Genomic DNA, 25187 nt, shown 5'->3' with positions numbered 1-25187 from the left:
ACCGGTTCTATAGGCAGGTGGAGAGAGTTGGAGATATTTCGTATACAGGCAGCCCCTGATGAGATTGCCCGCATCATTGCATCCGGTCCCCCTCAGGTGATGGCCATCGGTGATTTTGACGGGGTCCATGCCGGGCATCGCAAGGTATTGCTTACTGCTGTCGAGAACGCCGAAACCCATGAGTTGGCTCCGGCGGTGATGACCTTTCATCCCCATCCCCGTGAGGTGCTGGGGCATCCCCAATACCGGGATTCTTTGACACCAATTGAAGATAAATTGCGTCTGTTCGAAGCTCTGGGATTAAAGCGGGTTTATCTGGTGGGGTTTGATGAAAGCTTCGCACAGCTGTCCCCTGAGCAGTTCGTCGAGGATATTCTGGTATCCGGCAAACTGGCATCCGTTGTGGTCGGGTTTGACTTTACCTTCGGCCACAGGGGGGCAGGCAGCCCGCAGCGGCTGAAGGAGCTTGCCCAGGGAAGGTTTGGGGTGGAAGTGGTGAGCCCGTACCACCTCAACGGGGAGAAGGTCAGCAGCACCCTGATCCGGGAATCTCTGGCCAATGGCCAGGTGGAAAAGGCGGCCCGGCTTCTGGAGCGTCCGTATTCCATTACGGGTAAGGTCGTCGCAGGCGAAGGCAGAGGCAGCACCATCGGCATTCCTACTGCCAACGTGGAAACTACTGAAGGGTATGTGATTCCCGGAAGAGGGGTCTATGCGGTCCGGTTCCTGCATGACGGCCAGTGGCATTTCGGAGTAATGAATATCGGCTGGAAGCCCACCTTTGCCAAGAAGGAGGGGGCTATATCCCTGGAGACGCATTTATTTGACTTCAATAAAAAGATCTATGGGGATGAAGTTTCCATCCGGTTTATCGGCTTTATCCGGCATGAGCGGAAGTTTGGCTCAGCGGAAGAATTGGTGGCGCAGATCGGCAAGGATATCGTTTCGGCAAAAGAAATGCTAAGCTGACATTTACTTGACGCAAGGCTTGTGCTATACTGGTTCTTGTCGCCTGAAAACAAATATTTCCGGCGTCAATCATGAACCTTAGCTTGGTCTCCCGCTGCTCCGGCGGTCACTGGGCTAATGGGGATGTATCTACTATATCAAGGAGGTGAATAGGATGGCATTGACACAAGAACGCAAGAACCAACTGATTCTGGACCACAAGACTCACGAATCCGATACCGGATCTCCCGAGGTTCAGATTGCTATCCTTACGGAAAACATTACAAACCTGACTAACCACTTGCGCGTGCATAAGAAGGATCACCATTCCCGCCGCGGTCTTCTGAAGATGGTCGGTCACCGTCGTAGCCTGTTGGCATACTTGAAGAACAAGGATGTTAGACGCTACAGCGCTCTTATCGAGAAACTGGGTCTTCGTAGATAAGGTTAGAGGCCTATGACGTTTGTCATACGCTGTTAGCTTAAACTGCGGGTGCCGCAGCGTCCGTCTAACGGGCCCCAAGGCTGCGGTGCAGATCATGGGAAAGCAACCAATGATTGCCGTGCTGTTACCGACGCATGGATCAGAATTGGTTGCTTTTTCTGTATTTTCGCCAGATTAGGCATGAAAAAGAAGGAAATACTAGACAACATGTTGAAATTATCAGTCATTGCCGTCCGTTTCTAGTCCTATTGATCTTCGGTGTAAAAAGGACAGGCAGGGCGTTACATAATGTAGAAACAGACAGCTCAGAATGCCTTAAGGCAAGCGAATATTGCCAGATTCTGCTGGCGCAAAATTGATCAGGAGGCAAGGTATGGAGCAAATAAAATTGGAAATCGGCGGCCGCACGCTTATTCTGGAAACAGGCAAGCTGGCCAAGCAAGCCAACGGAGCCGTTATGGCCCGTTATGGTGATACCGCCGTATTGTGTACGGTAACCGCGTCTAAGGACCCCAAGGATCTTGACTTTTTCCCGTTAACGGTAAACTATGAGGAACGCTTGTATGCAGTCGGCAAAATTCCCGGCGGCTATATCAAGCGCGAAGGACGTCCCTCCCAGAAGGCGATTCTGTCCAGCCGGTTGACTGACCGTCCCATCCGTCCGTTATTCCCGGAGGGCTTCCGGAATGATGTGCAAATCGTAAATTTGGTTATGAGTGTGGATCAGGACAATTCTCCTGAAATTACCGCTATGATCGGTACCTCCTGTGCATTGGCTATCTCTGATGTTCCGTTTAGCGGACCTATTGGCGGTGTGATTGTTGCCCGTGTTGACGGACAATTCGTCATTAACCCCACGGTGGAGCAATCCGCCAAGAGCGAAATGTATCTCGTGGTTGCCGGCACCAAGGACGCCATCATGATGGTGGAAGCCGAAGCCCATGAGCTTCCGGAAGAAGTGATGCTGGAAGCAATTATGTTCGGCCACGAAGAAATCAAGAAAATTTGTGCCGCCATCGAGGAATTTGTCAAGCAAGTGGGCAAACCCAAGATGGAGGTTGTCCTTCATGCTGTTGACGGTACTGTAAACAGCGACGTGCGCGCTTATGCCCAGGAAAAGCTGGTGCAAGCAGTGCGTATCGCCGAGAAGCATGCCCGTACGGAAGCGATTGAAGCGGTGAATGCGGAAACCGTTGAGCATTTTAAAGCCGTGTATGAGGATGATTCCTCTAAGATTGCCGACGTGAAGGAGGTTCTTTACGATATCGTCAAGGAAGAAGTCCGCCGCCTGATCACCCATGATAAGGTGCGTCCTGATGGCCGTGGTTTGGATGAAATCCGTCCTATCTCCTGCGAAACTACACTTTTGGCACGTACACATGGCTCCGCTTTGTTTACACGCGGCCAAACCCAGGCTCTCTCCATCGCAACCTTGGGCTCCATCGGCGACGAGCAAATGCTGGACGGCATTGATCTGGAAGAACGTAAGCGGTTTATGCACCACTACAACTTCCCTCCGTTCAGCGTAGGCGAAGCCCGTCCGCTCCGTCCGCCGGGACGCCGCGAAATCGGCCACGGCGCCTTGGGCGAACGCGCTCTGGAAATGGTGCTGCCGGATGAGAAGGAATTCCCGTACACCATCCGTGTGGTATCCGAGGTTCTCGAATCCAACGGCTCCACCTCCCAAGCTTCCATTTGCGCCAGCACCATGGCTTTGATGGACGCAGGCGTACCGATTAAGGCTCCTGTTGCCGGTGTGGCTATGGGTCTGATTAAGGATGGGGAGCATGTTTCCATTCTGACTGACATTCAAGGCATGGAAGACCACCTGGGCGACATGGACTTTAAGGTAGCCGGTACTGCCAAGGGTGTAACCGCCATTCAGATGGATATTAAGATCGACGGCATCGACCGCAGCATTCTGAAGGAAGCCCTCCAGCAAGCTTACAAGGGCCGGATGTTCATCATGGAAAAGATGCTGGCCACTATCGACAAGCCCCGCAAGGAGCTGTCGCAATATGCGCCTAAGATCATCACCATGTCTATTCACCCGGATAAGATCCGTGAGGTTATCGGTGCAGGCGGCAAGGTGATCAACAAGATCATCGAGGAAACCGGCGTTAAGATCGACATCGAGCAGGACGGCAGCATCTTTATTGCTTCCAGCAATCAAGCGGCCAACGAGCGTGCCCGTGAGATCATCGAAAGCATCGTCCGCGAGGTTGTGGTGGGTGAAACCTACCTGGGCACCGTGAAGCGCGTGGAGAAGTTCGGCGCATTCGTTGAGGTGCTGCCGGGCAAGGAAGGTCTTGTCCATATTTCCCAGCTGTCCACAGAGCGTGTAGCTAAGGTGGAGGACGTGGTGAATGTGGGTGACAAGATCACGGTTAAGGTTACCGAGATTGACAACCAAGGCAGAGTGAATCTGTCGAGGAAGGCTACAATGGCTTAATGATTTCGAATCCCCCCTTCCCCCTTTCGCCAAAGGGGGAGACTTGGGCGCTGGCCGCCCCAAGACCCCGGCAAGGCTTGCGGTTGAGGGGCGGGGCCGTCGTTGAAGCGGCGGGTGGCGGGGGAGTCGCTTACACAGCCCGGAGAAGACGCGTGATCCGCGTTTTCTCCGGGCTGTCCGCTTTAGGTGGGTGTTCTTCCTGTACGTGGTGCCCGTGGGGGGAGCGGCGGTGGCGGGGTTGGAGGGGGTGGGGGTGTAGGAGCCGCCTCCACGCTGCTGCGTGAAAGCTCGGGGGTTAAAACCTTAAAGCAAGACCCAAACCCTTAAAAGCCTGACCATTCCGCGTCGCTTCCGCTGGCTCCCTGGTCGTTGGCAGATCAAAACCTTAAACCTTGACCATTCCGCGTCGCTTCCGCTGGCTCCTGGCCGTTGGCAGATCAAAACCTTAAACCTTGACCATTCCGCGTCGCTTCCGCTGGCTCCTGGTCGTTGGCAGATCAAAACCTTATACCTTGCCCATTTCGCATCGCTCCGCTGGCTCCTGGTCCTCAGCAGACCAAACCTTAGAGGCTTCAGCCTATTCCGCAAGTCAAATCAAGTCTCGCAATTTCCTTTACCCTATAATGGCTATAGAGTGGTTGAAATGGGGTGAACAAACGAATGTACGAGTGGCAGAAGCAAATTCAACTCATCGTCGATGAAATTGATGAGTGCATTAAAAATCGGAATGGTGAAGCAATAACACTGCGTTTTCTCTCGCGCAAGTTGGGTTATTCCGAATTTCATACGACTCGAAAGTTTAAAGAAATATCGGGTATGCCTTTTAGGGATTATCTGCGGCACAGGAATTTAGCCTTTGCGCTCAAAGAGGTACGGGACAGCGAAAAAAGCATGTTGGATATTGCCTTTGATTATGGCTTTTCCTCTCATGAAGCGTTTACCCGGGCATTTAAGGCAGCCTATGGGGTGACGCCGAGCGAGTATCGCAAAAAACCTCTGCCTCTTGTGCTTCGTACCAAAATAAACCCCTTTGACCGCTACTTTTTTGGGTTGGGAGAGATTGGTATGATGAAGTCTACAGATGATCTAAAGATTTATGGCGTCACGATTCCCGCACACAAATTTTTACACATTAAGAACTATGAGAGTAATGGATATTGGGATTTTTGGCAAAAGCAAAGTGTTATTCCGGGGCAGGACTGTGAGACGATTTGCGGTTTACTCGACAGCATCAAGGGCAAGCTGGATGACGATGGCGGGAGCGAAACCAACAGCAGCAGCGGTCAAATTATGGCGTACATTCATGATCCGGTTGGCAGGCTCTGTGATTGGGGAATCCCCCGTACGGAGTGTTACGGTGTCCGTCTTCCTGTTGACTATAAAGGCGAAATACCGCCGCAAATGCTTATGATGGATATTCCCGAAGCCGAGTATATGGTTTTTGAACATGGGCCCTTTGATTATGAACAGGAAAACCGCAGTGTGGAGGAAAAGTTGGAGAAGGCCATGGCAGACTTTGATTTTGCCGGCAGCGGTTACTGCTTGGATACGTCACCCGGCCGAATCGTTTATGTGTTTCATGATCCGGAGCGGTTGTGGAAGTATATCCGGCCTGTGCGGAAGCTATAATCCATATATCCTGACACGGCTCTTCCAGCTTATAAATTTTCGGTCCTGCCCCTTGACTTTGACGCAGGGGAAGGGAGTATGCTGAAGCTGCAGAAATCAGGCTTAGCTGGGAGGAGTTAGCATGGAAGAGCTGGTGAAGATCAGGGAAGTGGCGTTGAAGTATGATATTACGGCCCGCACGCTCCGGTATTACGAGGACATGGGTCTGCTTGCGAGTGTACGAAGCGGAGATTATGCGTACCGGATGTATGACGGACAGGCGTTAAAACGGCTGGAGCAGATTCTGGTGCTGCGCAAGCTGAACATTAGTGTAAAGGATATCTCCCGCATTTTCAGTTCTCCCGGTACGGAGGTATTAATGGAGGTGCTTAGCGGGAAGGTAGCGGGTATCGATGGGGAGATGGCGCTTTTGCAGGAGCTGAAGGAGATTGTGCTGGAGTTTATCCGGCTGATTGAAGGCTCTCCTTTTCCCGATGCCGGGGATATCCGCCTTCTTTTCGAAAAAGCCAAAGGAATGGAAGGCCAGCTGGTTGCTGCTTCCCTCGATGAGGATCAGCCGGAAACAGTTACCCGGATGCTGGAGGTGACGGAGAAGCTGGAGCGGCTGCCTGATGTCCGTGTGATCAAGCTCCCTCCGGTGAAAATGGCCTGTTCGGGAGAGGCGGAGCTGGAAGTGTTTGACCGTTGGTTCAGCGCCATCGATACCCGGCATTACCTGACACCCCGGGATTTTATGTGGTTTAATACCCGGACCAACCGGTTCGAGTGGCTGTTTGCGCTGACCCATGGAATGGAGGATACCGGCGGATTTGAGGTCATTTCTTTTCCGGGCGGATTGTATGCGGTTGCATCCGCAATTGATGGTGACGAAATACCGAAGGTGAATGCCCTGATTCACAAGTGGGTGGATCAGAATGAGCACTTTGAGGTATCGACCTCCGCTAATGATCCGCATGAACGTTATGATATGGGACATATTTTTACGCCGAAGGTGTTTAAAGAATGTACGGGATACCATATGATGGATTTGTTTGTGCCTATAGTGCTCCGGCAGCCTGCCCGCTCCTGAAATGCAGGTGGCCGCACCAGTATGGAGTAGCATACATAAAATGATTGCTATTGCTCAAAATGCCTCATCTCAGTGGGCATGACTTACCCTGTATAGTTTGGTTTCCTCACCATGCAGCTATCTCTGTCTGACCATAGCTCCCTTCGTATCTGCCCCTATACGCCTTTTCCGGCGCGGGGCGGATTTTTTTGCATTCCTCATCACATAACCTTGTCCAATTAGGCATACTATGAGAAAAATAAGTATATGTCGAGGTGCTTAACGTACATGAATGTGAGAGATCCGCGGATAAAAGCCCTGACACTGTTGTCGGTGGCATTGATGGTATGGGGGATCAGCCGCACGCCTGCGGTGATGCAGTATATAACGGATGTGCAAAACGGGACCGGGACCCAGCAGAGGCGGATGACTGCCGCAAGCGTAAGGGAGGCGTCACTTCCTGGAGGAGAACCCCAGGCAGTGGCCGTATGGGGCCGCGCGGCGGAGGACTCCGACCCGCAGCTTCTGGAGCGGATCCGGGATGAAGCCGAGAAAACCCGCATCTCTCCTAAGAATGCCCGGCTGGACCGGATCTGGAAGGCCATCCCGGAGCTGAACGGACGGGAGATCGACGTGGACAAAACCTACCGGCTGGCCCTGCCGCTTCCATCGGGAAGCCCAATTCCTTATGTATATAAGGAGATAACACCGCAGGTAAAGCTGGATGATCTGGGGGCGCAGCCCATTTACCGGGGCAATCCCGACAAAAAAATGGTGTCCATGATGATTAATGTGGCCTGGGGAGATGAGTACCTGCCTTCCATGCTGGAAACGCTGCGAAAGGAAAATGTCCATGCCACCTTCTTTTTTGACGGGACCTGGTTGTCCAAAAATCTGGAGAAGGCCAAGGAAATCGGAGCGGCCGGGCATGAACTGTCCAATCACGCCTATACACATAAGAATATGAGCCAGCTGTCCCGCACCAAGGCGGAGGAGGAAATCCGCAAAACCCAGGAGCTGCTGGAGAAGATCGGGGTAAAAAATACGCTGTTTGCTCCACCTTCAGGGGATTACGACCAGGAGACAGTTGAGATTGCATACAGCATGAAGCTGCGGACCATTCTGTGGACTATCGATACGGTGGATTGGCAAAAGCCCCGGGCGGAGGATGTGGTCACCAAGATAACGTCCAAGCTGGAGCCGGGGGCCATGATTCTGATGCATCCCACTGCCTCGGCCTCCCAGGCACTGCCCGGCATGATCAGGGCTGCCAAGCAAAAGGGGCTTGCCTTGGGCACGGTTAGTGAATTAATTTCTCCCGAACGGGTGCCGGAACTGGAAACCAGTCTGGGCAAGTGATAAACTTAAGGTTGCGCAGCACGAAGAATGACCCACGGATGCTTGCGAAGCCAGTTTTCGCTTACGCGAAAACCCTTAAGGAGGAACACATTTGAATCATTATACATTGCCTAACGGATTGAGAGTTGTGCTGGAGCATATCCCCACTTGCCGGTCCGTTTCCTTTGGCATATGGGCCAAAACGGGCTCCCGCAACGAGACCCGGGCCCAAAACGGGATTTCCCACTTTATCGAGCACATGCTGTTTAAAGGAACGGACCGCCATTCCGCCAAGGATATTGCGGAGATTTTCGATGGCATCGGCGGTAACATAAATGCGTTTACCACCAAGGAGTATACCTGCTACTACGTGAAGGTTCTGGATGAGCATCTGCCTCTGGCCATGGAGGTGCTGGCGGATATGTTCTTCCACTCCCGCTTCGATCCGGTGGAGCTGGATAAGGAGCGCAACGTCATCCTGGAGGAAATCTCCATGTACGAGGATACTCCGGATGATCTGGTTCATGACCTGATGGCCAAAGCGGTATTCGGCGATCACTCCCTCGGGCAGACCATTCTGGGTCTGGAGGAAAATCTCCACCGATTCCAATCCGAGGATCTGAAGACATATATGGAGGAGTTTTACGGCATCGGCAACATTGTTGTGAGCATGGCCGGCAATTTCAATGACGATGTGATGAAGCTGGTGGAGGAGCACTTCGGCGGGTACGCCAATGCCGGGAGGGACATCCCTCTGGAGAAGCCGGTATTCCATTCGGATTTGCTCTATCATCATAAAACAACGGAGCAAAACCACATCTGTCTGTCCTTGCCGGGCTGCTCTATGAAGGATGAACGGCAGTATGCCATGATTCTTTTGAACAACGCCATCGGCGGCGGCATGAGCTCCCGTCTGTTCCAGGAGATCCGCGAAAAAAGAGGGCTGGCTTATTCGGTCTATTCGTATCATACGGCGTATCTGGACTCCGGCGTATTTACCATCTATACCGGCACAGCGCCGAAACAAACCGAGGAAGTGCTGAAGGTCTCCATGGAGATTATCGGGGACATCATCCACAACGGCATGTCCGAGGCCGAGCTGCGCAAGGGCAAGGAGCAGCTGAAGGGCAGCCTGATTCTGAGTCTCGAAAGCACCAGCAGCCGCATGAACCGGTTGGGCAAAAACGAGCTGATGCTGGGCAGGCACTACACCTTAGATGAGATCATTGAGCGTATCGAAAGCGTACAGCTGGAGCAGGTGCGGGAGCTGACCCGGGAGATTTTCAACCGTCCGTTTGCATTGGCCATGGTAGGCCAGTCGGACGAAGCCATCAAGGAATTCAGGAGGGATACCTTTGTTTCAAGTGCAACTGAAAAGACTGCCGGGCAATGAGGATGTTCTCTTACCCAAGCGGATGTCAGAGCTGGCCAGCGGCTTTGATCTCCACGCTGCGGTAGCCGAGCCGGTTATCCTGCAGCCCGGAGAGCGGAAGCTGATTCCTACCGGGTTTGCCATGAGCATGGAGCGTGGCCTGGAGGCCCAGGTCCGTCCGCGCAGTGGGCTTGCGTTGAAGCATGGCATCACCTGCCTCAACTCGCCGGGCACCATAGATGCGGATTACCGCGGCGAGGTGAAGGTGCTGCTCATTAATTTGGGGCAGGAGCCGTTTACCATCACCCGTAACGAACGGATTGCCCAGATGGTAATTCAGATTGTACCTGAGGTAGCCCTGATGGAAGTAGAAGCACTGACGGACACCGAACGGGGTGCCGGCGGCTTCGGGCATACCGGAACCAACTAAACCAACATAGCGCGGATTCTCCGCCTGTTAAGAAACGCCGGGTCTCTCCAGGGAGATGCCGGTGTTTTTTTGTTTCTGTGCGAATTAGGGTGCCTGTTCAGGTTTGCTCTCTAAGCTCCCAGCGGACAGGCTGGGCAGTAACCCAGCGCTCCCCTCGCGCATACCATGAGATATTGAAGGACGGAAAGGGGTGTGTATGGGTGCTCACCGAAACGCAGGTGGTATTGATCGGCGGGGATGCCCGCCAGCTGGAGGTGATCCAGAAGCTGCTGGAGCTGGATGCAGGTGTGCAATTAATCGGCTTCGACAATCTGCAGATGCCTATAAATGGAGCGGCCCGGGCCAAATTGACGCTGGATGTGCTGGAAAAGGCGGATGTGCTCATTCTGCCGGCTGTCGGCACGGATGATGCAGGCAAGGTGGAATCAGTCTTCGGAACGGAGGAGCTGGTGCTGACCCGTGAACTGGTGGCGGCGCTGCCTAAGCATGCGAAGATTTTTACAGGCATGGCCAAGAATTATCTCCGCGAGTTGTGTAAGGAGGAGGGAATCCGGCTCGTCGAAATGTTTGACCGTGACGATGTGGCGATTTTCAATTCTATTCCCACAGCGGAAGGCGCCATTATGATGGCGATTCAGCATACCGATTTTACGATCCACGGCTCTGTCAGTATGGTGCTGGGCATCGGACGGACGGGGTTGACCCTGGCCCGTACCTTGAAGGGGCTGGGTGCCCATGTTAAGGCCGGAGTCCGCAAGCCGGAGGATTATGCAAGAGCGTGGGAGATGGGCTTCCAGCCCTTTTATACCCGGGATCTGATCGCCCAGGTGCAGGATGTGGATTTCCTGTTCAACACGGTTCCGGCTCCAATTGTAACCGCACAGGTGATAGCGCATATTCCTCACCGTGCCTTGATTATTGATTTGGCCTCCAGACCGGGGGGCACGGACTTCCGGTTTGCCGAAAAACGCGGTGTCAAGGCTATGCTGGCTCCGGGGCTTCCCGGGATTGTGGCGCCGAAGACGGCAGGGAAGATCATCGCCAAGACGGTTGCGGATATTCTGATGGAGGATCTTGTGAAGGGAGGGAATGCCCCATGAGTATTTGGAAAGGGAAAACGGTAGGTTTTGCCCTGACGGGTTCACATTGCACCTTTGAGGAAACCATGCCCCAAATCCAGCGTTTTGTGGACGCCGGAGCCAATGTCATCCCCATTGCTTCCTACAGTGTGCTCAGCACGGACACACGGTTTGGGAAGTCGGAAGATTGGCAAAAGGGGTTGAAAGATATAACCGGGAATGATATTATTTCTACAATTGTAGATGCAGAACCGCTGGGACCTTCGAAGCTCTTGGACGTGCTGGCGATTGCTCCCTGCACCGGCAACACCACAGCCAAATTGGCCAATGCCATGACGGAGAGTCCTGTTCTGATGGCGGCCAAGGCTCAAATGAGAAACCAGCGTCCTCTTGTGCTGGCCATTTCCACCAACGACGGGCTGGGCCTGAATGCGGCCAACATTGCCAAGTTGCTGGTGGCCAAGAACATCTATTTTGTGCCATACGGGCAGGATGCTCCAACCGCCAAGCCCAATTCTCTGGTCGCCCGGATGGATCTGCTGCTGGAGACCTGCGAGGCGGCGCTTTTTGGCAAACAGCTTCAGCCTATGGTGATCGAACGGTTCAAATATTGAAGCTTTTTCGAAGCGGCGTAACGGCGGGCCCTGCGCCGCTTGAGTCCGGTTGAAGTTACGCCTAACTCTGGAGGGACGAGAAGTGATGCGGATTCTAGTACAGAAGTTCGGGGGGACGTCATTATCCACACCCGAAGCGCGTCAGCATGTCATCCGTCATATCCGCAAGGCATTGTCGCTGGGTTATCAGCTGGTGGTTGTGGTTTCGGCAATGGGCAGAAAGGGTGACCCGTATGCTACGGACACCCTATTGGAGCTGGTCCGCCAGAATGGGGACAGTCTTCCCGCCAGGGAGCGGGACTTGCTCATGTGCTGCGGCGAAACGATCTCGGCTGCAACCCTGTGCAGCAGCCTGAACGCCGAAGGAATTCCCAGTGCCGTGCTTACAGGCGGGCAGGCAGGCATTCTTACCAGCGATGATTTCGGCAATGCGCATATCCTGACGATTCACCCTAACCGCATCCATGATGTTCTGGAGCAGGGCAAGGTTGCCATTGTGACCGGCTTTCAGGGCAAAACGGCCAATGATGATTCCACCACCCTGGGCAGAGGCGGCAGTGATACCTCTGCTACGGCATTGGGCGTTGCCTTGAAGGCGGAAATTGTCGATATTTTTACAGATGTCGGCGGCATCCTAACCGCTGACCCGAGACTGGTGGAGAATGCCCGTCTGCTGTCCCAGGTCAGCTTCTCCGAAATTGTCAACATGGCCCATAACGGAGCGAAGGTTATCCATCCCCGAGCAGTAGAGGTGGCGATGCAGGCCAATCTCCCCATCCGCGTCCGCTCCACCTTCGAGGAGGACGAGGGCACGCTGGTAGCCAACTTTGACGCCCTGAAGCATGAACGAAATGAAGTGCGGGACCGTTTTGTTACCGGTATTGCCCACGTGCCCAACGTAACCCAGATTGTGGTGCCAAATCCGCAGGCGGGCTTCGACATGCAGGTGCGGGTGTTCAAGGCTATGGCGGAGCGCCAGATCAGCGTGGATTTCATCAATGTGAATCCTTCCGGTGTGATGTACACGGTCTTCGATCATGAGGGCAAACGTGCGGAGGCGGCACTGCAGGATATGGGCTTTGAGCCCAGACTTACCCCCGGCTGTGCCAAGGTTTCTGTTATCGGCGGAGGCATTCACGGGGTTCCCGGGATTATGGCGCATATTGTAGAGGCCTTAACCAATGAAGATATCAGCATCCTCCAGTCAGCCGATTCCAATGCCACCATCTGGGTGCTGGTGCAGGGGACGGACCTGGTGAAGTCCGTAAAAGCGCTCCATCAGGCATTTTTGGCCGAATAAGAGAAATAAATTGTTATCTTAAGATATTCATTTTTGTTCAGGGAGGTTTTGGGCGGTGACCGATTTTGGCAGACTTGTTACAGCAATGGTTACCCCGTTTGACGAACGTCTGGAAGTCAATTGGGAGCAGCTGCCGGCGCTGGTGGATTATTTAATCGACGTGCAGAAGAGTGAGTCCTTAGTAGTATGCGGCACCACAGGAGAGTCTCCCACCTTGACGGATGAGGAGCGCAAGCGGATGGTGGAGAGTGTGGTCCGGTTGGCTAAGGGACGCGCCAAGGTGATTGCCGGCGCCAGCAACAATGACACGCTCCACAGTGTGCAGCTTACGCTTGAGGCGGAAGCGGCAGGCGCCGACGGCGTACTGATAGTCGCCCCGTATTATAACCGGCCGTCACAAGCCGGGATTTATGAGCATTATAAGGCGATCGCCAAAGCTACCAAGCTGCCGATTATGATGTACAATATCCCATCCCGCTGCGGCATTGACGTGGAGGTGGATACTACCATCCGGCTGGCGAATGAGTTCGAGAATATTGTGGCCTCCAAGGAAGCGCATGGAGACCTGGACCATATTACCTCTCTTGTTGCCAAAGCGCCGTCCCATCTGAAAATTTATTGCGGAGACGACTCCTTAACGCTGCCTTATCTCTCCGTTGGCGCCCACGGTGTGGTCAGTGTGGCCAGCCATGTGGTCGGCAGCCAGATCCGCAGCATGGTCAACGCGTATGCCGAAGGTGATCCGGTGAAGGCCCGGAGGCTGCATCATGAGCTGTTCCCGCTGTTCCGCGGCATGTTCTTTTGCCCCAACCGGGTGCCTAATCCGGCCCCTGTGAAGCACGCATTGAACCTGAAGGGGATTCAGGTTGGCGGCTTGCGTCTGCCTATGCTGGCGGTAAACGAGGCGGAGGGTCAATTTATCGAGGAATTGCTGAGCCATTTATAAGAGAACGGAAGACAGGGCCTCTGCCCTGTCTTTTTTTGGCCCGCTTCAACACCGGCAACAGTCCCGAAAAATTGGGGATGGTGTCCATTATTCTGGACGCCAAAAAGCCGATAATCATTGCCAATGGTCATTAAAAATGCCGCGGATGAAGCTAAGGGAAACAGGCAATAATGACTTTAACTTGTATTTCCTCAGGTCATTCCTGTATAATGTTGTCAAGTGACTGGTGCGGTTCTTAACATGCTTGATAAGGTCGTCGCAATTTAATCCAAGGAGGTATACTCTTGTCTAAGAAGAATAACGACAGATTATTGGTCTTCGCTCTAGGCGGCGTGGGCGAGATCGGCAAGAACATGTATGTAGTGCAATATGCGAATGATATTGTTGTAATTGATTCGGGTCTGAAATTTCCCGAGGAGGACATGCTCGGCATCGATATTGTCATTCCCGACATCAGTTATTTAATTGATAACAAGGATAAGGTTCGGGGCATTCTGTTGACGCACGGCCATGAGGATCATATCGGCGGCCTGCCGTATGTACTCAAACAGTTGAATGTTCCGGTTTACGGCACGAAGCTCACATTGGGCCTGGTGGAAGCGAAGCTGAAGGAAGCAGGGCTTCTCGGGGAAACCAAGCGCATTCTCATCAATGCGGATACGGAGCTTCAATTGGGCGGACTGAAGGCAACCTTCTTCCGGACCAACCACAGTATTCCCGATTCCGTGGGCATCTGCGTCGAAACGCCGGAGGGCCGGGTTGTGCATACCGGCGACTTCAAGTTTGACCAGACGCCGGTGAACGAGCAGCATGCGGATTTGCACCGGATGGCAGACTTGGGCAATCGCGGAGTGGCACTGCTCCTGTCGGACAGCACCAATGCCGAACGCCCTGGTTATACAGGCTCCGAGCGCAACGTGGGTACGGAACTGGAAGAGGTATTCCGCAAAGCCCGCCAGCGTGTAGTGGTGGCGACCTTTGCTTCCAATGTCCACCGTCTTCAGCAGGTGTTCGATGCGGCGGAAGCTACCGGTCGGAAGGTAACGGTTATTGGCCGCAGCATGGTGAATGTGGTGAACATTTCCCAGGAGCTTGGCTATCTGCGGATTTCTGACGGCATGCTGATCGAGCCGGAGGAAGTCAACAAGATGGCTGCGGACCGTGTGGTCATTCTGTCTACGGGAAGCCAAGGGGAGCCCATGTCGGCGCTTACCCGGATGGCGCGCAACACCCACCGCAAGGTGGACATCCTTCCCGGCGATACGGTGATCATTTCCGCAACCCCTATTCCCGGCAACGAGAAATATGTGGGACGTATTGTGGATGATCTGTTCCGTCTGGGAGCTAACGTTATTTACGGACCGGGCTCCGTATCCGGCGTACACGTCTCCGGACATGGCAGCCAGGAAGAGCTGAAGCTGATGCTTAACCTGATGAGACCGAAATATTTTATGCCGATCCACGGTGAATACCGGATGCTGCGCATGCATGGCCAACTGGCCGAGAATGTGGGCGTGGAGAAGGAGAATATTTTCATTTGCGATATCGGTGAAACACTGGAAATCCAGAACGGCACCGCCCGCAAGGCAGGCAAGGTATCCTGCGGCAATATTCTCATTGACGGATTGGGTGTAGGCGATGTGGGCAATATTGTGCTCCGCGACCGGAAGCTGCTGTCCCAGGATGGCATTCTCGTTGTGGTGGTTACCCTGTCCAAGCAGGACGGGAAGATCATGTCGGGTCCGGATATTATTTCCCGCGGTTTCGTTTATGTGCGGGAATCCGAAGGTCTTCTGGAGGAAGCCAACAAAATTGTATCCAACACTCTTACCAAGCTGATGAGCGAAAATGTTAATGAATGGGCTTCTCTGAAAACCAATGTCAAGGAAGCACTAGGACGATTCTTATACGAGCAAACAAGAAGAAGGCCGATGATTCTCCCGATTATCATGGAGGTATAGTCATCCCTCGCACACCAAGTCGCTTAAAGATCCCCGGGATTCGCACCCCCGGGGCTTTTTTGCATTTTGAGGGAATGTCTGCATGAAAGGAAGGGGCGCACTCCATACTATGACGGGATATGTTAGCAAGTATGTGAGAGGGGACGAAGCGCATGACGAACAAAGCGGAACAGCCCACTCCGGCGGAGCCGATGCCGGTGGAGGAGAAAAAAACAGTAGAAGCCATTACCCAGCTGGGTCAGGTCCAGCCTGCCAGCAACGGGGAAACGAATATTTTTACGATGACGATTATCGGGCAGATCGAAGGGCATATTGTATTGCCGCCCCAGAACAAAGCCACCAAATATGAGCATCTGATTCCCCAACTGGTAGCCGCCGAGCAAAACTCGAAGATAGAAGGCATTCTGGTAATTCTGAATACAGTCGGAGGGGATGTGGAGGCAGGTCTGGCCATTGCCGAAATGATCGCCACCCTGTCTAAACCTACCGTAACCCTGGTGCTGGGGGGCGGGCACAGCATCGGTGTCCCTATCGCCGTATCGGCGAATTGCTCGATTATTGCGGAGACTGCTACGATGACCATCCATCCCATCCGCTTGAACGGCCTGGTTATCGGCGTACCCCAAACCTTCGAATATCTGGACAAAATGCAGGAGCGGGTAATCCGTTTTGTGACGAAGCATTCGTCCGTCACGGAAGAGAAGTTTAAGGAGCTGATGTTCACCACAGGGGAGCTGACCCGGGACATCGGCACGACAGTCATTGGGGCAGATGCTGTGAAATACGGGCTTATCGACCGGATCGGCGGCATCGGGGAGGCCATTGCCGAATTAAACAGACGTATTGATGAACGGAAGAAACAGGGGGGAGGGCTCCTTCAATGACCTTGTATACCATTATGCCCGATGAAGTGATATGGGCCGGCCAGGAAAGCTTTCAGCCGGAATACATGGATGTGGAGATTAACGGCATCAGCATGCAGGTGGAGCGGCTGAACGCCTCCCAGGCCCGGGTTGTCCGTCTGTACAGCGGCAACGTCCAGGATTATCTGAATCCGGCCTATGCGCCGGGTTCGATGCTGGAGTTCCAGCCGTTTTTCCGCCAGTAATTTCGGAGCTTTCTTAACATATCCTAGCCTGCGGCTTGGACCATGCTATTCAGGGTAACCTGCCATTTTGTGTAAATCCGGAGCGGATGAGGGTTCGGTGCTTGTGCGAACGGTCATTCGCTTTTTTTGGCTGAAAGGGGGTGCCCCCTAGTGTATCCGGGCTTCCAATATGGTATAATCTGTAGCGTTGGGGGTGGCGGAGTGGCCAAAAGTAAAGCGCGCAAACGCTCGAAGAGAGGTTCCAAGGCAGTTAAAGAAGTGCTGAAGTACGAGCTGTACGGGATTATCATCATTGCACTGTCCGTTATTTCATTGTCCCGGGAGGGCTCCGTATCCCGTGCCTTGACGTATATGTTCCGGTTCCTTGTAGGCGAGATGGATTTTGTGATTCCTGTGGCAGCCGTCTATGTGGGCTTATATTGTATGGTCAAACGGGCGTGGCCCAATGACTGGACCGCCCGCAAAACCGGTATTCTCTGCCTGCTGCTGGGTTTTGTGCTGATGAACCATATGTCCATGTTTGAAGCTCTGGACCCCAATGAGGACTTCCGGATGCCCTCGTATATCCTGGGGGAAACCTGGCGGACCATGACGGAGGGGTTAAGCCTGTCCCACAACGGGACAAGCATTCTCCAGAATAATATCGGCGGCGGCATGATCGGGGCGCTTCTGTATGCCCTGCTTTATTTTTTGTTCGGCAATCTTGGCTCGTCCCTGCTGGTCTGGACCTTGTTCGGCATCGGTATACTGCTGGTTACAGGCATCTCGGCCGTCGATGTGCTGGGCAAGCTGAGGGGCGGGGCTTCTAACGTTAATACCGGCTTCCGCCACAGATTGGCGGAGCTGTTCGGAGGAGGCAAACGGGCGAAGCCGGCCCGTGCAGCCGCTGCCAAAACCCGGGTTTATATCCCCGAGGATGATTCCGATTTAGAGGAAGGTTACATACCGGTTCCCCGCCAGCCGAAGAAAAAGCCCGCCTTCTTCCAACTCCTGCAGTCCCAGAAGCAGGGGGATGAAGAGGAGGATGGAGAGGCGGAGGTGCTGGTTTCCGCTTCCGGGAAAAACAACAATGTCATGGATGACGAGGCGGTGCATGGGAATGGCCATCCGGGGGATGAGGATGCGGCAATTCCTGTAGTGCGTGATTTCCAGGATCATATCGACCCGCTGCCTGAAGAACCTATGGGCGAGCAGGCGGGGATTGCGAAGCCTGCATCTGTAACCGCGGCCGGCAAGCCGGAGGGCGTACAGGCGGAACCGGGGGATATGGCCTTGTCTCTGGAAGCCAAGAAGCCGGAGCGGCCTTATGTGCTGCCTTCTCTAACCCTGCTGTCCCGGCCCGCGGGCAACTCCAAGGCATCCGATGCGCTTGATTTTAAGGCCAATGCGCGCAAGCTGGAAGCCACCATGGAGAGCTTCGGTGTACGGGCCAAGGTGCTGGAGGTGGTCCGCGGGCCGGCGGTTACCCGTTATGAAATTCAGCCTGATGTCGGCGTGAAGGTCAGCCGGATTGTCAGTCTGACGGATGACATCGCGTTGGCTTTAGCGGCCAAGGACATCCGGATGGAGGCCCCGATTCCCGGCAAATCCGCCATCGGCATCGAGGTGCCCAATACAGAGGTATCTGTGGTTACCCTCCGGGAGGTTATGGAGAACGGAGCATTCCAGGATTCGCCCTCCAAGCTGACCATTACCCTGGGGCGGGATATATCCGGCCAGCCCATTGTCGCCAATCTGGCCAAGATGCCCCACTTATTGGTGGCGGGAGCGACGGGTTCGGGTAAATCCGTATGTATCAACGGGATTATTACCAGCATTCTGTATAAAGCCAAGCCCGATGAGGTTAAGCTTCTGATGGTGGACCCGAAAATGGTAGAATTAAATGTGTACAACGGCATTCCCCACCTGCTGGCTCCGGTGGTTACCGATCCGCGGCGGGCGTCCCTGGCTCTGAAGAAGATTGTAGTGGAGATGGAAAAGCGGTACGAGCTATTCTCCAAAAGCGGTACCCGTAACATGGAAGGCTACAATGCCATGGTGACGGACCCCTCCAACCCCAATCCCCTGGAGCCGCTGCCGTACATTGTCGTCATTGTGGACGAGTTAGCGGACTTGATGATGGTAGCGGCGGGCGATGTGGAGGATGCAATTTGCCGGCTGGCCCAGATGGCCCGGGCGGCGGGCATCCATCTGATTATCGCCACCCAGCGGCCTTCCGTAGACGTCATTACTGGTGTTATCAAAGCCAATATTCCCTCACGGATTGCCTTCGGCGTATCCTCCCAGGTGGATTCCCGTACCATCTTGGATATGGTGGGAGCCGAGAAGCTTCTGGGCCGGGGCGATATGCTCTTCCTGCCGGTAGGCGCATCCAAGCCCATTCGGGTGCAGGGCGCATTCCTTTCGGACCAGGAAGTGGAGCATGTGGTCAATTATTGCCGGAATCAAGGCCAAGCCGAGTACAAGGAGGACCTGGTGCCGGAGCTGGATGAGCACGAGGAGGAAGCCGAGGACCAACTGGATGAGCTTTATGATCAGGCGGTGCAGATTGTGGTGGAAGCCAAGCAAGCATCCGTATCCCTTCTCCAGCGGCGGATGAGGGTGGGTTACACCCGCGCGGCGCGGCTGATCGATACTATGGAGGCCAAGGGTGTTGTAGGGCCATATGAAGGCAGCAAACCCCGTGAGGTTCTGGTCTCCCAGGAAATGTACTTTGGACAGAACCGGAGCGGATAAGCTTAGGTTGTACATAGCATGTTACAGTCAGAACTGCTTTAAAGTGGAGAGCCAGCCGTTCATCCCAATGGGGATGGAGCGGCGGCTCTTTTTTTGCCTGGATGGCAGCTGATATTAGATGCTTCTTCATCCTGCCTGAAGCTGTGCTAACAGAACTATGAGGCTCTTAAAGGCCAGAAAAAGGCCGATGTTTTTTGTAACGGAACCAGATGATGCTTAGAGGGGGATTTGGACTCCAAAGAGACGTTGTTTTCCTTGTAAGGGTGGCTCAGTTCCGTAAGAAACATAATTGCCGTAATTCACGTTTTAAGGGGCCCTGGGTTCTGTTAGCAACGGGGAAGTCTGTTGGTTGAACAAAGACGGAAGATTCACTCTGCTCCGGTTGGTTTAAGTATAGCTTGTAACACATCTTAACAAGATCCTAAATCGATTTGAGGAGGCGGTAACAATGAGACATGATCAGACTATTCATGGAAGTCGCCATATTGTAGGTGTTTTCGAAACGGAGCAGGCTGCTATTTCGGCTATTGAGGATTTGAAGTCCTTGGGCTATGCGCCCGACGATATCTCGGTTATCAGCCGTAGACGGGACGATGCGGATTTTATTGAGGAAGCTACGCAGACCAAAGCTCCGGAGGGTGTAGCCACAGGTGCAACCGCAGGCGGTGTTCTGGGCGGTGTAACCGGGCTGTTGGCCGGGTTGGGGGCATTGGCCATTCCGGGTATTGGACCGCTGCTGGCGGCAGGACCGATTGCAGCCACGTTGGCAGGAGCAGCCATCGGCGCCAGCGCCGGCGGTATCGTGGGCGGACTGATCGGGATGGGTATCCCGGAAGAACAGGCCCAGCTTTATAACGATTATGTAGAGGATAATAAATTCCTGGTGATTGTGGAAAGCGATCCTGCTAAAAGCCAGCGGGTATTCGATATCTTCCGCAGCTACGGTTCCTTGAACTCCGATTCATACGCAGGGGTCAACGAAAGCCGGAGCAATCTGGTGGACGAATCAGCTTATGAGGCCATGGAGTACGGCGGAGCAGATACGGATACGGTTGAGGCAGCCCGCCGGGATAGAAGGGATCTGGAGCGGCCGGGGCCCAGATTGTAAGGACTATGTCAAATTAAAAGCGTCCGAACAACTGAATAACACCTTCAATTTGACTGTGTCAAATTCCAAGCTTCCGAACAACTGAATAACACCTTCAATTTGACCTTGTCAAATTCGAAGCTTCCATAACTTATCCGGCCTCTGGCTTGGACCAAGTTATGGAAGGGGACGGTCTCTGCCGCGAAACTTTCGCCGGGGGCCGTCTTTTTTGTGTACCGGTACATACCGCCGGACGTTAATCCGTGGGTCTGAAGTATAAAGCCAACCTGGGTTTCAAATAATAGCCCTATCACAAACACAGCATCCGAAGGAAAGGTTGGTCCGCTCAATGAACAAGCGACTGATTGCATTTACTGTGCTGCTGTTGGTTTCGCTGTTTGCCGGCATGCAGCTCAAGCACCATGAAAACCCCCAGGCCGCTGAGGATGTGTTCAGCAAACAGACCATCCGGTATGGCGCTTCCGGCGACGATGTGTATGAGCTGCAGGGGCGCCTGAAGTTTCTCGGGTATTACAACGGCAATATCGACGGCTCTTTTGGTTATCAGACCCTCCGTGGAGTCAAGGACTTCCAATACAAATTCGGCATGAAGGTGGATGGTATTGTCGGCCCCAAAACCAAGCTGAAGCTGTGGGAGGCGACCAAAACCTGGGCTCCGACGGAACCGAAGCAAACCGCAGGTGGCGGCGGTGGGGGAGGCGGCTCTGGCGGCGGGGACCGGGTAACGGAAACGGCAACCGGCAATCCCACCAATCTGACTCCGTCCAATAACGGGGGATTATCGGAGAATGATATCCGGATTATGGCCAACGCCGTATACGGAGAGTCCAGAGGAGAGCCGTATGAAGGGCAAGTGGCGGTAGCGGCGGTTATTTTGAACCGGGTCCGTTCTCCTTCCTTTCCAAACACAGCTTCCGGTGTTATCTTCCAGCCGGGCGCGTTTACGGCGGTAGCGGACGGGCAAATTTGGCTGACACCCAACGAAAATGCCAAACGCGCCGTCAAGGATGCCATTGCCGGATGGGACCCTTCGGGAGGCTGCCTGTATTACTTCAATCCGGTGACAGCCACCTCCAAGTGGATCTGGACCCGCCCGCAGGTGAAAACCATCGGCAAGCATATTTTCTGTAAATAAAAGAAAAAGCAATCTGCGTAAAAGCGCGGATTGCTTTTTGCTGCCGGCGGATTAGTTACATTGTGAAATAGGTCAGAGCAGATAACAGAATCGACGTGACCACCATCGCGTAAAGTGGACGAAGTGCTTTGGCCCGGAGCTCCTTCAGGTTCACATTCAGACCCAATCCCGCCATGGCCATCGTCAATAAAAAGGTGGTGATTACCGAAATCTGCTCCATTACAGGAGCAGGTATAGTGATATATGTGCCCAGCACATAGCTATTGAGCAAACTCATGCCGATAAAACCGGCCAAAAACCAGGGGAGCGCGACTTTTGCAGAGCTGTCCGCCGGTTTCTGTCCTTTGCATATGCATTTATGGACCGCTACTAAGATAAATGATAATGGGATCAACAAGAAAACGCGGCCAAGCTTGGAGAGGATTGCGGCAGTCATGGCAGAGTCACCGGCAGGTGCTGCCGCAAGCGCTACATGGGCAATTTCATGCAAGGTGCTTCCTGTCCACACCCCATACACTTCAGACGGTATTGGCAAAAAAGGCAGCAAAAGCGTATATCCGATGGCAAAAATGGTGCCCACCAAGGCAATCAAACCTGCAGCCATTGCGGTATCCTTCTCCTCGGATTTCAGGATGGGGGAAACCGCGGCAATAGCTGCCGCGCCGCACACTCCGGTGCCAATAGCAAGCAGGAACGATAATGACCTATCCGCCCGGAACAGCCGGGCCAGCAGAAGAGTCATCCCAAGCGCGAACAGAATGACAGCTGCATCACGGATCAACAAAGCGGGACCCTGCTGAAGCACAATGGCGATATTAAGCTTCAGCCCGAACAGGATAATGGCCAGCCGCAGCAGGGTCGTGGAGGAGAAGCGGATGCCTGACCGGAGCTCTTCGGGATAACCGCGAAGCTGCCTATATAATACTGCGAGCACAATGGCGCAAGCCATTTGACCCACACGGTCTAAACCGGGCAGTTTGGCAAGGACGTAACCTGCCGCAGCAATGAAAAATGTAAATAAAATTCCCTCTGCAAACCGGGAAGAGAATTTCAGCTCCTTCAATCGGGGATGGGGCATGACTGGCTGCAACTTCATACACTTACGCCTCCATTAACAATGATGAGATGTAAATAGCGTAATCCCATTACTACAATAAGTAAAATAAGTTATAATGATGATTATAATAACAAAACGGATATGATAGGGGCGGTCTTATGGATCAGGCGCTTCAGGTTTTTATGACTGCCGCAGAGCAGCGGAATTTCACAAGAGCGGCTGAGCTGCTGCATATGACCCAGCCTGCAGTCAGCAGCTACGTGCAGGGTTTGGAACGGACTCTTGATTGCAAGCTTCTGGAGAGGACGAACAAATATGTGCGGCTTACCCAAGCGGGAGAGGTGGTATACGCCCATGCTCGAGAGATTCTTGGATTATATACACGAATGGCCAATGTGCTTGATGATTTGAAGCATACCGCCCATGGGCCGTTGTCCATTGGTTCCAGCTATACGTTTGGCGAATATATTCTTCCTTATGTAGTCGCTGAGGTGGTAAAGGAATATCCGTCTGTCCAGCCGGTGATTACCATCGCCAATTCCAGTGACATAACCGGACTGGTCAACCGTCATCAGCTGGATATCGGCATAGTGGAAGGAGAGGGAGTGGAAACCACAGGGATAAGCATCCAGCCTTTTGCGGAGGACAGGATGGTGGTTGCTGTTTCATCCAATCATCCTCTAGCAGACTGTAATCCGGTGAAGCTGGAGGAATTGGCGGAGGCACCGTGGATCGTGAGGGAAACGGGCTCCGGAACACGGGAGATGCAGGAAAAGGCGGTAATGCAATTAGGAATTGACCCAAAAGCCAGAATGGTGTTTGGGAGCACACAGGCGATTAAGGAGTTTGTACAGGCAGGTATGGGGGTAACCCTGCTTTCTCGGTGGACTCTCCGCAAAGAATTGCAGGCAGGGGAACTGAAGGCATTGGAGCTTCCCGGCTTACCGCTGCTGCGCCGCTTCTCTCTGGTGGTTCCGGACATGGGCTTCCAGACCAAGGCAACCAAGGTGTTTACAGACTTTTTGATGGAAAACCGCGGGTTTCCCTATCTTCCTTGATTTCTGTTCAATCTAAAATGGCTAAGGGCGCATTCATTTTCTCCCGCGAGAAATAATACCTGAAAACACTTTTGCTTCCGAGTGTGCAATAGGCATATAATGGAACCATTCCAACCTGGAAGGAGCATGAAGCTATTGGATAAACCAGCCTTCATTCGCGATCAGATTGACCGGGTGAGACTCCACGTCTGGCCTACCGACAGGTTCAAAACATACGCCATTTCGGCCTACATAGGGGCGCCCTTGACAGAGGATCAGGTTACACCCACAGCGCTTGCTCCCTTTGTTCTGCGGAGAGGCACAAGCAAGCTTCCCGAAACCAAAAGCTTCCGGGAGAAGCTGGACGATATGTACGGGGCGGGTTTTGGCTTCGATATCTACAAACGGGGCGATTACCAGATTGTCCAATTCCGCATGGACATTATTGATGACCGTTATGTATCGGGAGCCGACCATCTGCTTTCGGAGGGGCTGACCTTTTTGGGAGATGCATTAACCCGTCCTTTTGTGGAAAATAGCGCTTTTTCCGCCAAATACGTGGATTCCGAAAAGCTGACCCTCAAGAAGCGGCTGGAAGCCATTATTAATGATAAAATCCGGTATGCCGCGGAGCGGTGTATGGAGGAAATGTGCAAGGATGAGCCTTACCGCCTCCATCCCTTGGGACGGCTGGATGCCATTGATGCCATTACACCAGCCAGCCTGTATGAAAACTACCGCAATTGGCTTGCCGAGTCTCCTATTGATCTCTATGTGGTGGGCAATACCACCATGGAGGAAGTAAAGGCGCTGGTCAGCCAAGCCTTCGATTTGAAGGGTCAGGGAACCGCCGCTTACACCATGCAGACACCCCGGAGCACCGTTGCTGAAGAGAAGAGAGTAGTGGAAAAGCTGGAGGTCAGCCAGGGCAAGCTTAACATGGGCCTGCGCACCGGCGTCACCTACGGCGATGACCGTTATGCCGCGGCGTTGGTGTATAACGGAATTTTGGGCGGGTATCCCCATTCCAAGCTGTTCGCCAATGTCCGGGAGAAAGCAAGCCTGGCTTATTACGCCTCATCCCGTCTGGATGGCCATAAGGGGATCCTCACCATTCAATCCGGTATTGAAATCGCCAATTATGAAAAGGCGGTAGAGATCATCCGGCAGCAGCTGGAGGCGATGAAGCAGGGGCAGATTGGGGAGCTGGAATACAGCCAGACTCTGGCGATGATCAAGAACCAATTGAAGGAGATGGAGGATTCCGCCTTCGAAATGATCTCCTTTGACTTCAATACGATTTTGTCCGGTGTTGAGCGGACGGTGGCGGAGCTTATTACCCAGGTGGAAGCCGTAGATGTGGCTGCTATCCGTGCGGTGGCGGAGCAGGTGAAGCTGGACACGATTTATTTCCTCACCAGCAAGTAATTCTATTGATCAGGAG

Annotated in this window: 21 protein-coding genes; 20 read left to right on the top strand and 1 reads right to left on the bottom strand. The window is 53.5% G+C overall.

From position 1 onward, the window contains the following. Nucleotides 1-27: 27 nt before the first annotated feature. The 18 genes from ACI1P1_RS02005 (at nt 28) to sleB (ending at nt 21649) form a co-directional block, all read left to right on the top strand. On the top strand, nt 28-969 hold the full coding sequence (locus ACI1P1_RS02005; protein WP_416214670.1) for a bifunctional riboflavin kinase/FAD synthetase: 942 nt from the start codon (nt 28-30) through the stop codon (nt 967-969). A gap of 154 nt (nt 970-1123) precedes the next feature. Continuing rightward, nucleotides 1124-1393 carry a 30S ribosomal protein S15 gene (gene rpsO / locus ACI1P1_RS02000; protein ID WP_113019150.1) on the top strand — a complete coding sequence of 90 codons (270 nt, stop codon included), beginning with the start codon at nt 1124-1126 and terminating at the stop codon, nt 1391-1393. Nucleotides 1394-1766: 373 nt separating this feature from the next. Beyond that, entirely contained in the window at nt 1767-3845 is a 2079-nt protein-coding gene (gene pnp, locus ACI1P1_RS01995) for a polyribonucleotide nucleotidyltransferase (RefSeq protein ID WP_416214669.1), read from the top strand. A gap of 660 nt (nt 3846-4505) precedes the next feature. After that, entirely contained in the window at nt 4506-5474 is a 969-nt protein-coding gene (locus ACI1P1_RS01990) for a helix-turn-helix transcriptional regulator (RefSeq protein WP_416214668.1), read from the top strand. Between the two features lie 121 nt (nt 5475-5595). Beyond that, nucleotides 5596-6543 carry a MerR family transcriptional regulator gene (locus ACI1P1_RS01985; RefSeq protein WP_416214667.1) on the top strand — a complete coding sequence of 316 codons (948 nt, stop codon included), beginning with the start codon at nt 5596-5598 and terminating at the stop codon, nt 6541-6543. Nucleotides 6544-6810: 267 nt separating this feature from the next. Beyond that, the gene (locus ACI1P1_RS01980; RefSeq protein ID WP_416214666.1) at nt 6811-7881 is read left to right on the top strand and encodes a polysaccharide deacetylase family protein; all 1071 of its coding nucleotides are present in this window, start codon (nt 6811-6813) and stop codon (nt 7879-7881) included. 91 nt (nt 7882-7972) lie between these two features. Further along, nucleotides 7973-9253 (top strand): M16 family metallopeptidase, encoded by a 1281-nt coding sequence (locus ACI1P1_RS01975; RefSeq protein ID WP_416214665.1) that lies wholly within the window; start codon nt 7973-7975, stop codon nt 9251-9253. 22 nt (nt 9254-9275) lie between these two features. Continuing rightward, the gene (gene dut, locus ACI1P1_RS01970; RefSeq protein WP_416214786.1) at nt 9276-9662 is read left to right on the top strand and encodes a dUTP diphosphatase; all 387 of its coding nucleotides are present in this window, start codon (nt 9276-9278) and stop codon (nt 9660-9662) included. A 200-nt stretch (nt 9663-9862) separates the two neighbouring features. Beyond that, nucleotides 9863-10762 carry a dipicolinate synthase subunit DpsA gene (gene dpsA, locus ACI1P1_RS01965; RefSeq protein WP_416214664.1) on the top strand — a complete coding sequence of 300 codons (900 nt, stop codon included), beginning with the start codon at nt 9863-9865 and terminating at the stop codon, nt 10760-10762. Next, nucleotides 10759-11355, top strand: a complete 597-nt coding sequence (locus tag ACI1P1_RS01960) for a dipicolinate synthase subunit B (RefSeq protein WP_416214663.1) — start codon at nt 10759-10761, stop codon at nt 11353-11355. Before dpsA ends, ACI1P1_RS01960 begins: the two co-directional genes overlap by 4 nt. A gap of 85 nt (nt 11356-11440) precedes the next feature. Further along, nucleotides 11441-12655, top strand: a complete 1215-nt coding sequence (gene dapG / locus ACI1P1_RS01955; protein ID WP_416214662.1) for an aspartate kinase — start codon at nt 11441-11443, stop codon at nt 12653-12655. 55 nt (nt 12656-12710) lie between these two features. Further along, entirely contained in the window at nt 12711-13601 is an 891-nt protein-coding gene (dapA, locus tag ACI1P1_RS01950) for a 4-hydroxy-tetrahydrodipicolinate synthase (protein ID WP_416214661.1), read from the top strand. Nucleotides 13602-13885: 284 nt separating this feature from the next. Further along, nucleotides 13886-15562, top strand: coding sequence for a ribonuclease J (locus ACI1P1_RS01945; protein ID WP_416214660.1), 1677 nt, complete (start codon nt 13886-13888; stop codon nt 15560-15562). A gap of 152 nt (nt 15563-15714) precedes the next feature. After that, nucleotides 15715-16446: a ClpP family protease gene (locus tag ACI1P1_RS01940; protein ID WP_416214659.1), complete on the top strand. Its 732-nt coding sequence runs from the start codon at nt 15715-15717 to the stop codon at nt 16444-16446. Beyond that, nucleotides 16443-16670, top strand: coding sequence for a YlzJ-like family protein (locus tag ACI1P1_RS01935; protein ID WP_416214658.1), 228 nt, complete (start codon nt 16443-16445; stop codon nt 16668-16670). Before ACI1P1_RS01940 ends, ACI1P1_RS01935 begins: the two co-directional genes overlap by 4 nt. Before the next feature lie 201 nt (nt 16671-16871). After that, nucleotides 16872-19406 carry an FtsK/SpoIIIE family DNA translocase gene (locus ACI1P1_RS01930; protein ID WP_416214657.1) on the top strand — a complete coding sequence of 845 codons (2535 nt, stop codon included), beginning with the start codon at nt 16872-16874 and terminating at the stop codon, nt 19404-19406. Nucleotides 19407-19854: 448 nt separating this feature from the next. Beyond that, nucleotides 19855-20514, top strand: a complete 660-nt coding sequence (locus ACI1P1_RS01925) for a general stress protein (RefSeq protein WP_416214656.1) — start codon at nt 19855-19857, stop codon at nt 20512-20514. Nucleotides 20515-20842: 328 nt separating this feature from the next. Then, nucleotides 20843-21649 carry a spore cortex-lytic enzyme gene (gene sleB / locus ACI1P1_RS01920; RefSeq protein ID WP_416214655.1) on the top strand — a complete coding sequence of 269 codons (807 nt, stop codon included), beginning with the start codon at nt 20843-20845 and terminating at the stop codon, nt 21647-21649. A 55-nt stretch (nt 21650-21704) separates the two neighbouring features. Here the strand turns inward: sleB and ACI1P1_RS01915 are convergent, their stop codons facing one another. Then, nucleotides 21705-22745, bottom strand: a complete 1041-nt coding sequence (locus tag ACI1P1_RS01915) for a YeiH family protein (protein WP_416214654.1) — start codon at nt 22743-22745, stop codon at nt 21705-21707. Between the two features lie 119 nt (nt 22746-22864). Between ACI1P1_RS01915 and ACI1P1_RS01910 the strand changes: the two genes are divergently transcribed. Next, nucleotides 22865-23764: a LysR family transcriptional regulator gene (locus tag ACI1P1_RS01910; RefSeq protein WP_416214653.1), complete on the top strand. Its 900-nt coding sequence runs from the start codon at nt 22865-22867 to the stop codon at nt 23762-23764. Nucleotides 23765-23899: 135 nt separating this feature from the next. Next, a complete protein-coding gene (yfmF, locus tag ACI1P1_RS01905; RefSeq protein ID WP_416214652.1) occupies nt 23900-25171 on the top strand; it encodes an EF-P 5-aminopentanol modification-associated protein YfmF in 1272 nt (423 codons plus the stop codon). Nucleotides 25172-25187: the final 16 nt, after the last annotated feature.

This window comes from Paenibacillus mesotrionivorans (assembly GCF_046098205.1).
Taxonomy (GTDB): domain Bacteria; phylum Bacillota; class Bacilli; order Paenibacillales; family NBRC-103111; genus Paenibacillus_AR; species Paenibacillus_AR mesotrionivorans.
Note: the sequence above shows the minus strand (reverse complement) of the source record. Positions and strands in the feature narration are given on the sequence as shown.

Coding starts and splice junctions, on each gene's coding strand:
- rpsO (WP_113019150.1), top strand. CDS start 1,124: ATGGCATTGACACAAGAACGCAAGAACCAACTGATTCTGGACCACAAG.
- pnp (WP_416214669.1), top strand. CDS start 1,767: ATGGAGCAAATAAAATTGGAAATCGGCGGCCGCACGCTTATTCTGGAA.
- ACI1P1_RS01990 (WP_416214668.1), top strand. CDS start 4,506: ATGTACGAGTGGCAGAAGCAAATTCAACTCATCGTCGATGAAATTGAT.
- ACI1P1_RS01985 (WP_416214667.1), top strand. CDS start 5,596: ATGGAAGAGCTGGTGAAGATCAGGGAAGTGGCGTTGAAGTATGATATT.
- ACI1P1_RS01980 (WP_416214666.1), top strand. CDS start 6,811: ATGAATGTGAGAGATCCGCGGATAAAAGCCCTGACACTGTTGTCGGTG.
- dut (WP_416214786.1), top strand. CDS start 9,276: ATGTCAGAGCTGGCCAGCGGCTTTGATCTCCACGCTGCGGTAGCCGAG.
- ACI1P1_RS01960 (WP_416214663.1), top strand. CDS start 10,759: ATGAGTATTTGGAAAGGGAAAACGGTAGGTTTTGCCCTGACGGGTTCA.
- dapG (WP_416214662.1), top strand. CDS start 11,441: ATGCGGATTCTAGTACAGAAGTTCGGGGGGACGTCATTATCCACACCC.
- ACI1P1_RS01940 (WP_416214659.1), top strand. CDS start 15,715: ATGACGAACAAAGCGGAACAGCCCACTCCGGCGGAGCCGATGCCGGTG.
- ACI1P1_RS01935 (WP_416214658.1), top strand. CDS start 16,443: ATGACCTTGTATACCATTATGCCCGATGAAGTGATATGGGCCGGCCAG.
- ACI1P1_RS01925 (WP_416214656.1), top strand. CDS start 19,855: ATGAGACATGATCAGACTATTCATGGAAGTCGCCATATTGTAGGTGTT.
- sleB (WP_416214655.1), top strand. CDS start 20,843: ATGAACAAGCGACTGATTGCATTTACTGTGCTGCTGTTGGTTTCGCTG.
- ACI1P1_RS01915 (WP_416214654.1), bottom strand. CDS start 22,745: ATGAAGTTGCAGCCAGTCATGCCCCATCCCCGATTGAAGGAGCTGAAA.
- ACI1P1_RS01910 (WP_416214653.1), top strand. CDS start 22,865: ATGGATCAGGCGCTTCAGGTTTTTATGACTGCCGCAGAGCAGCGGAAT.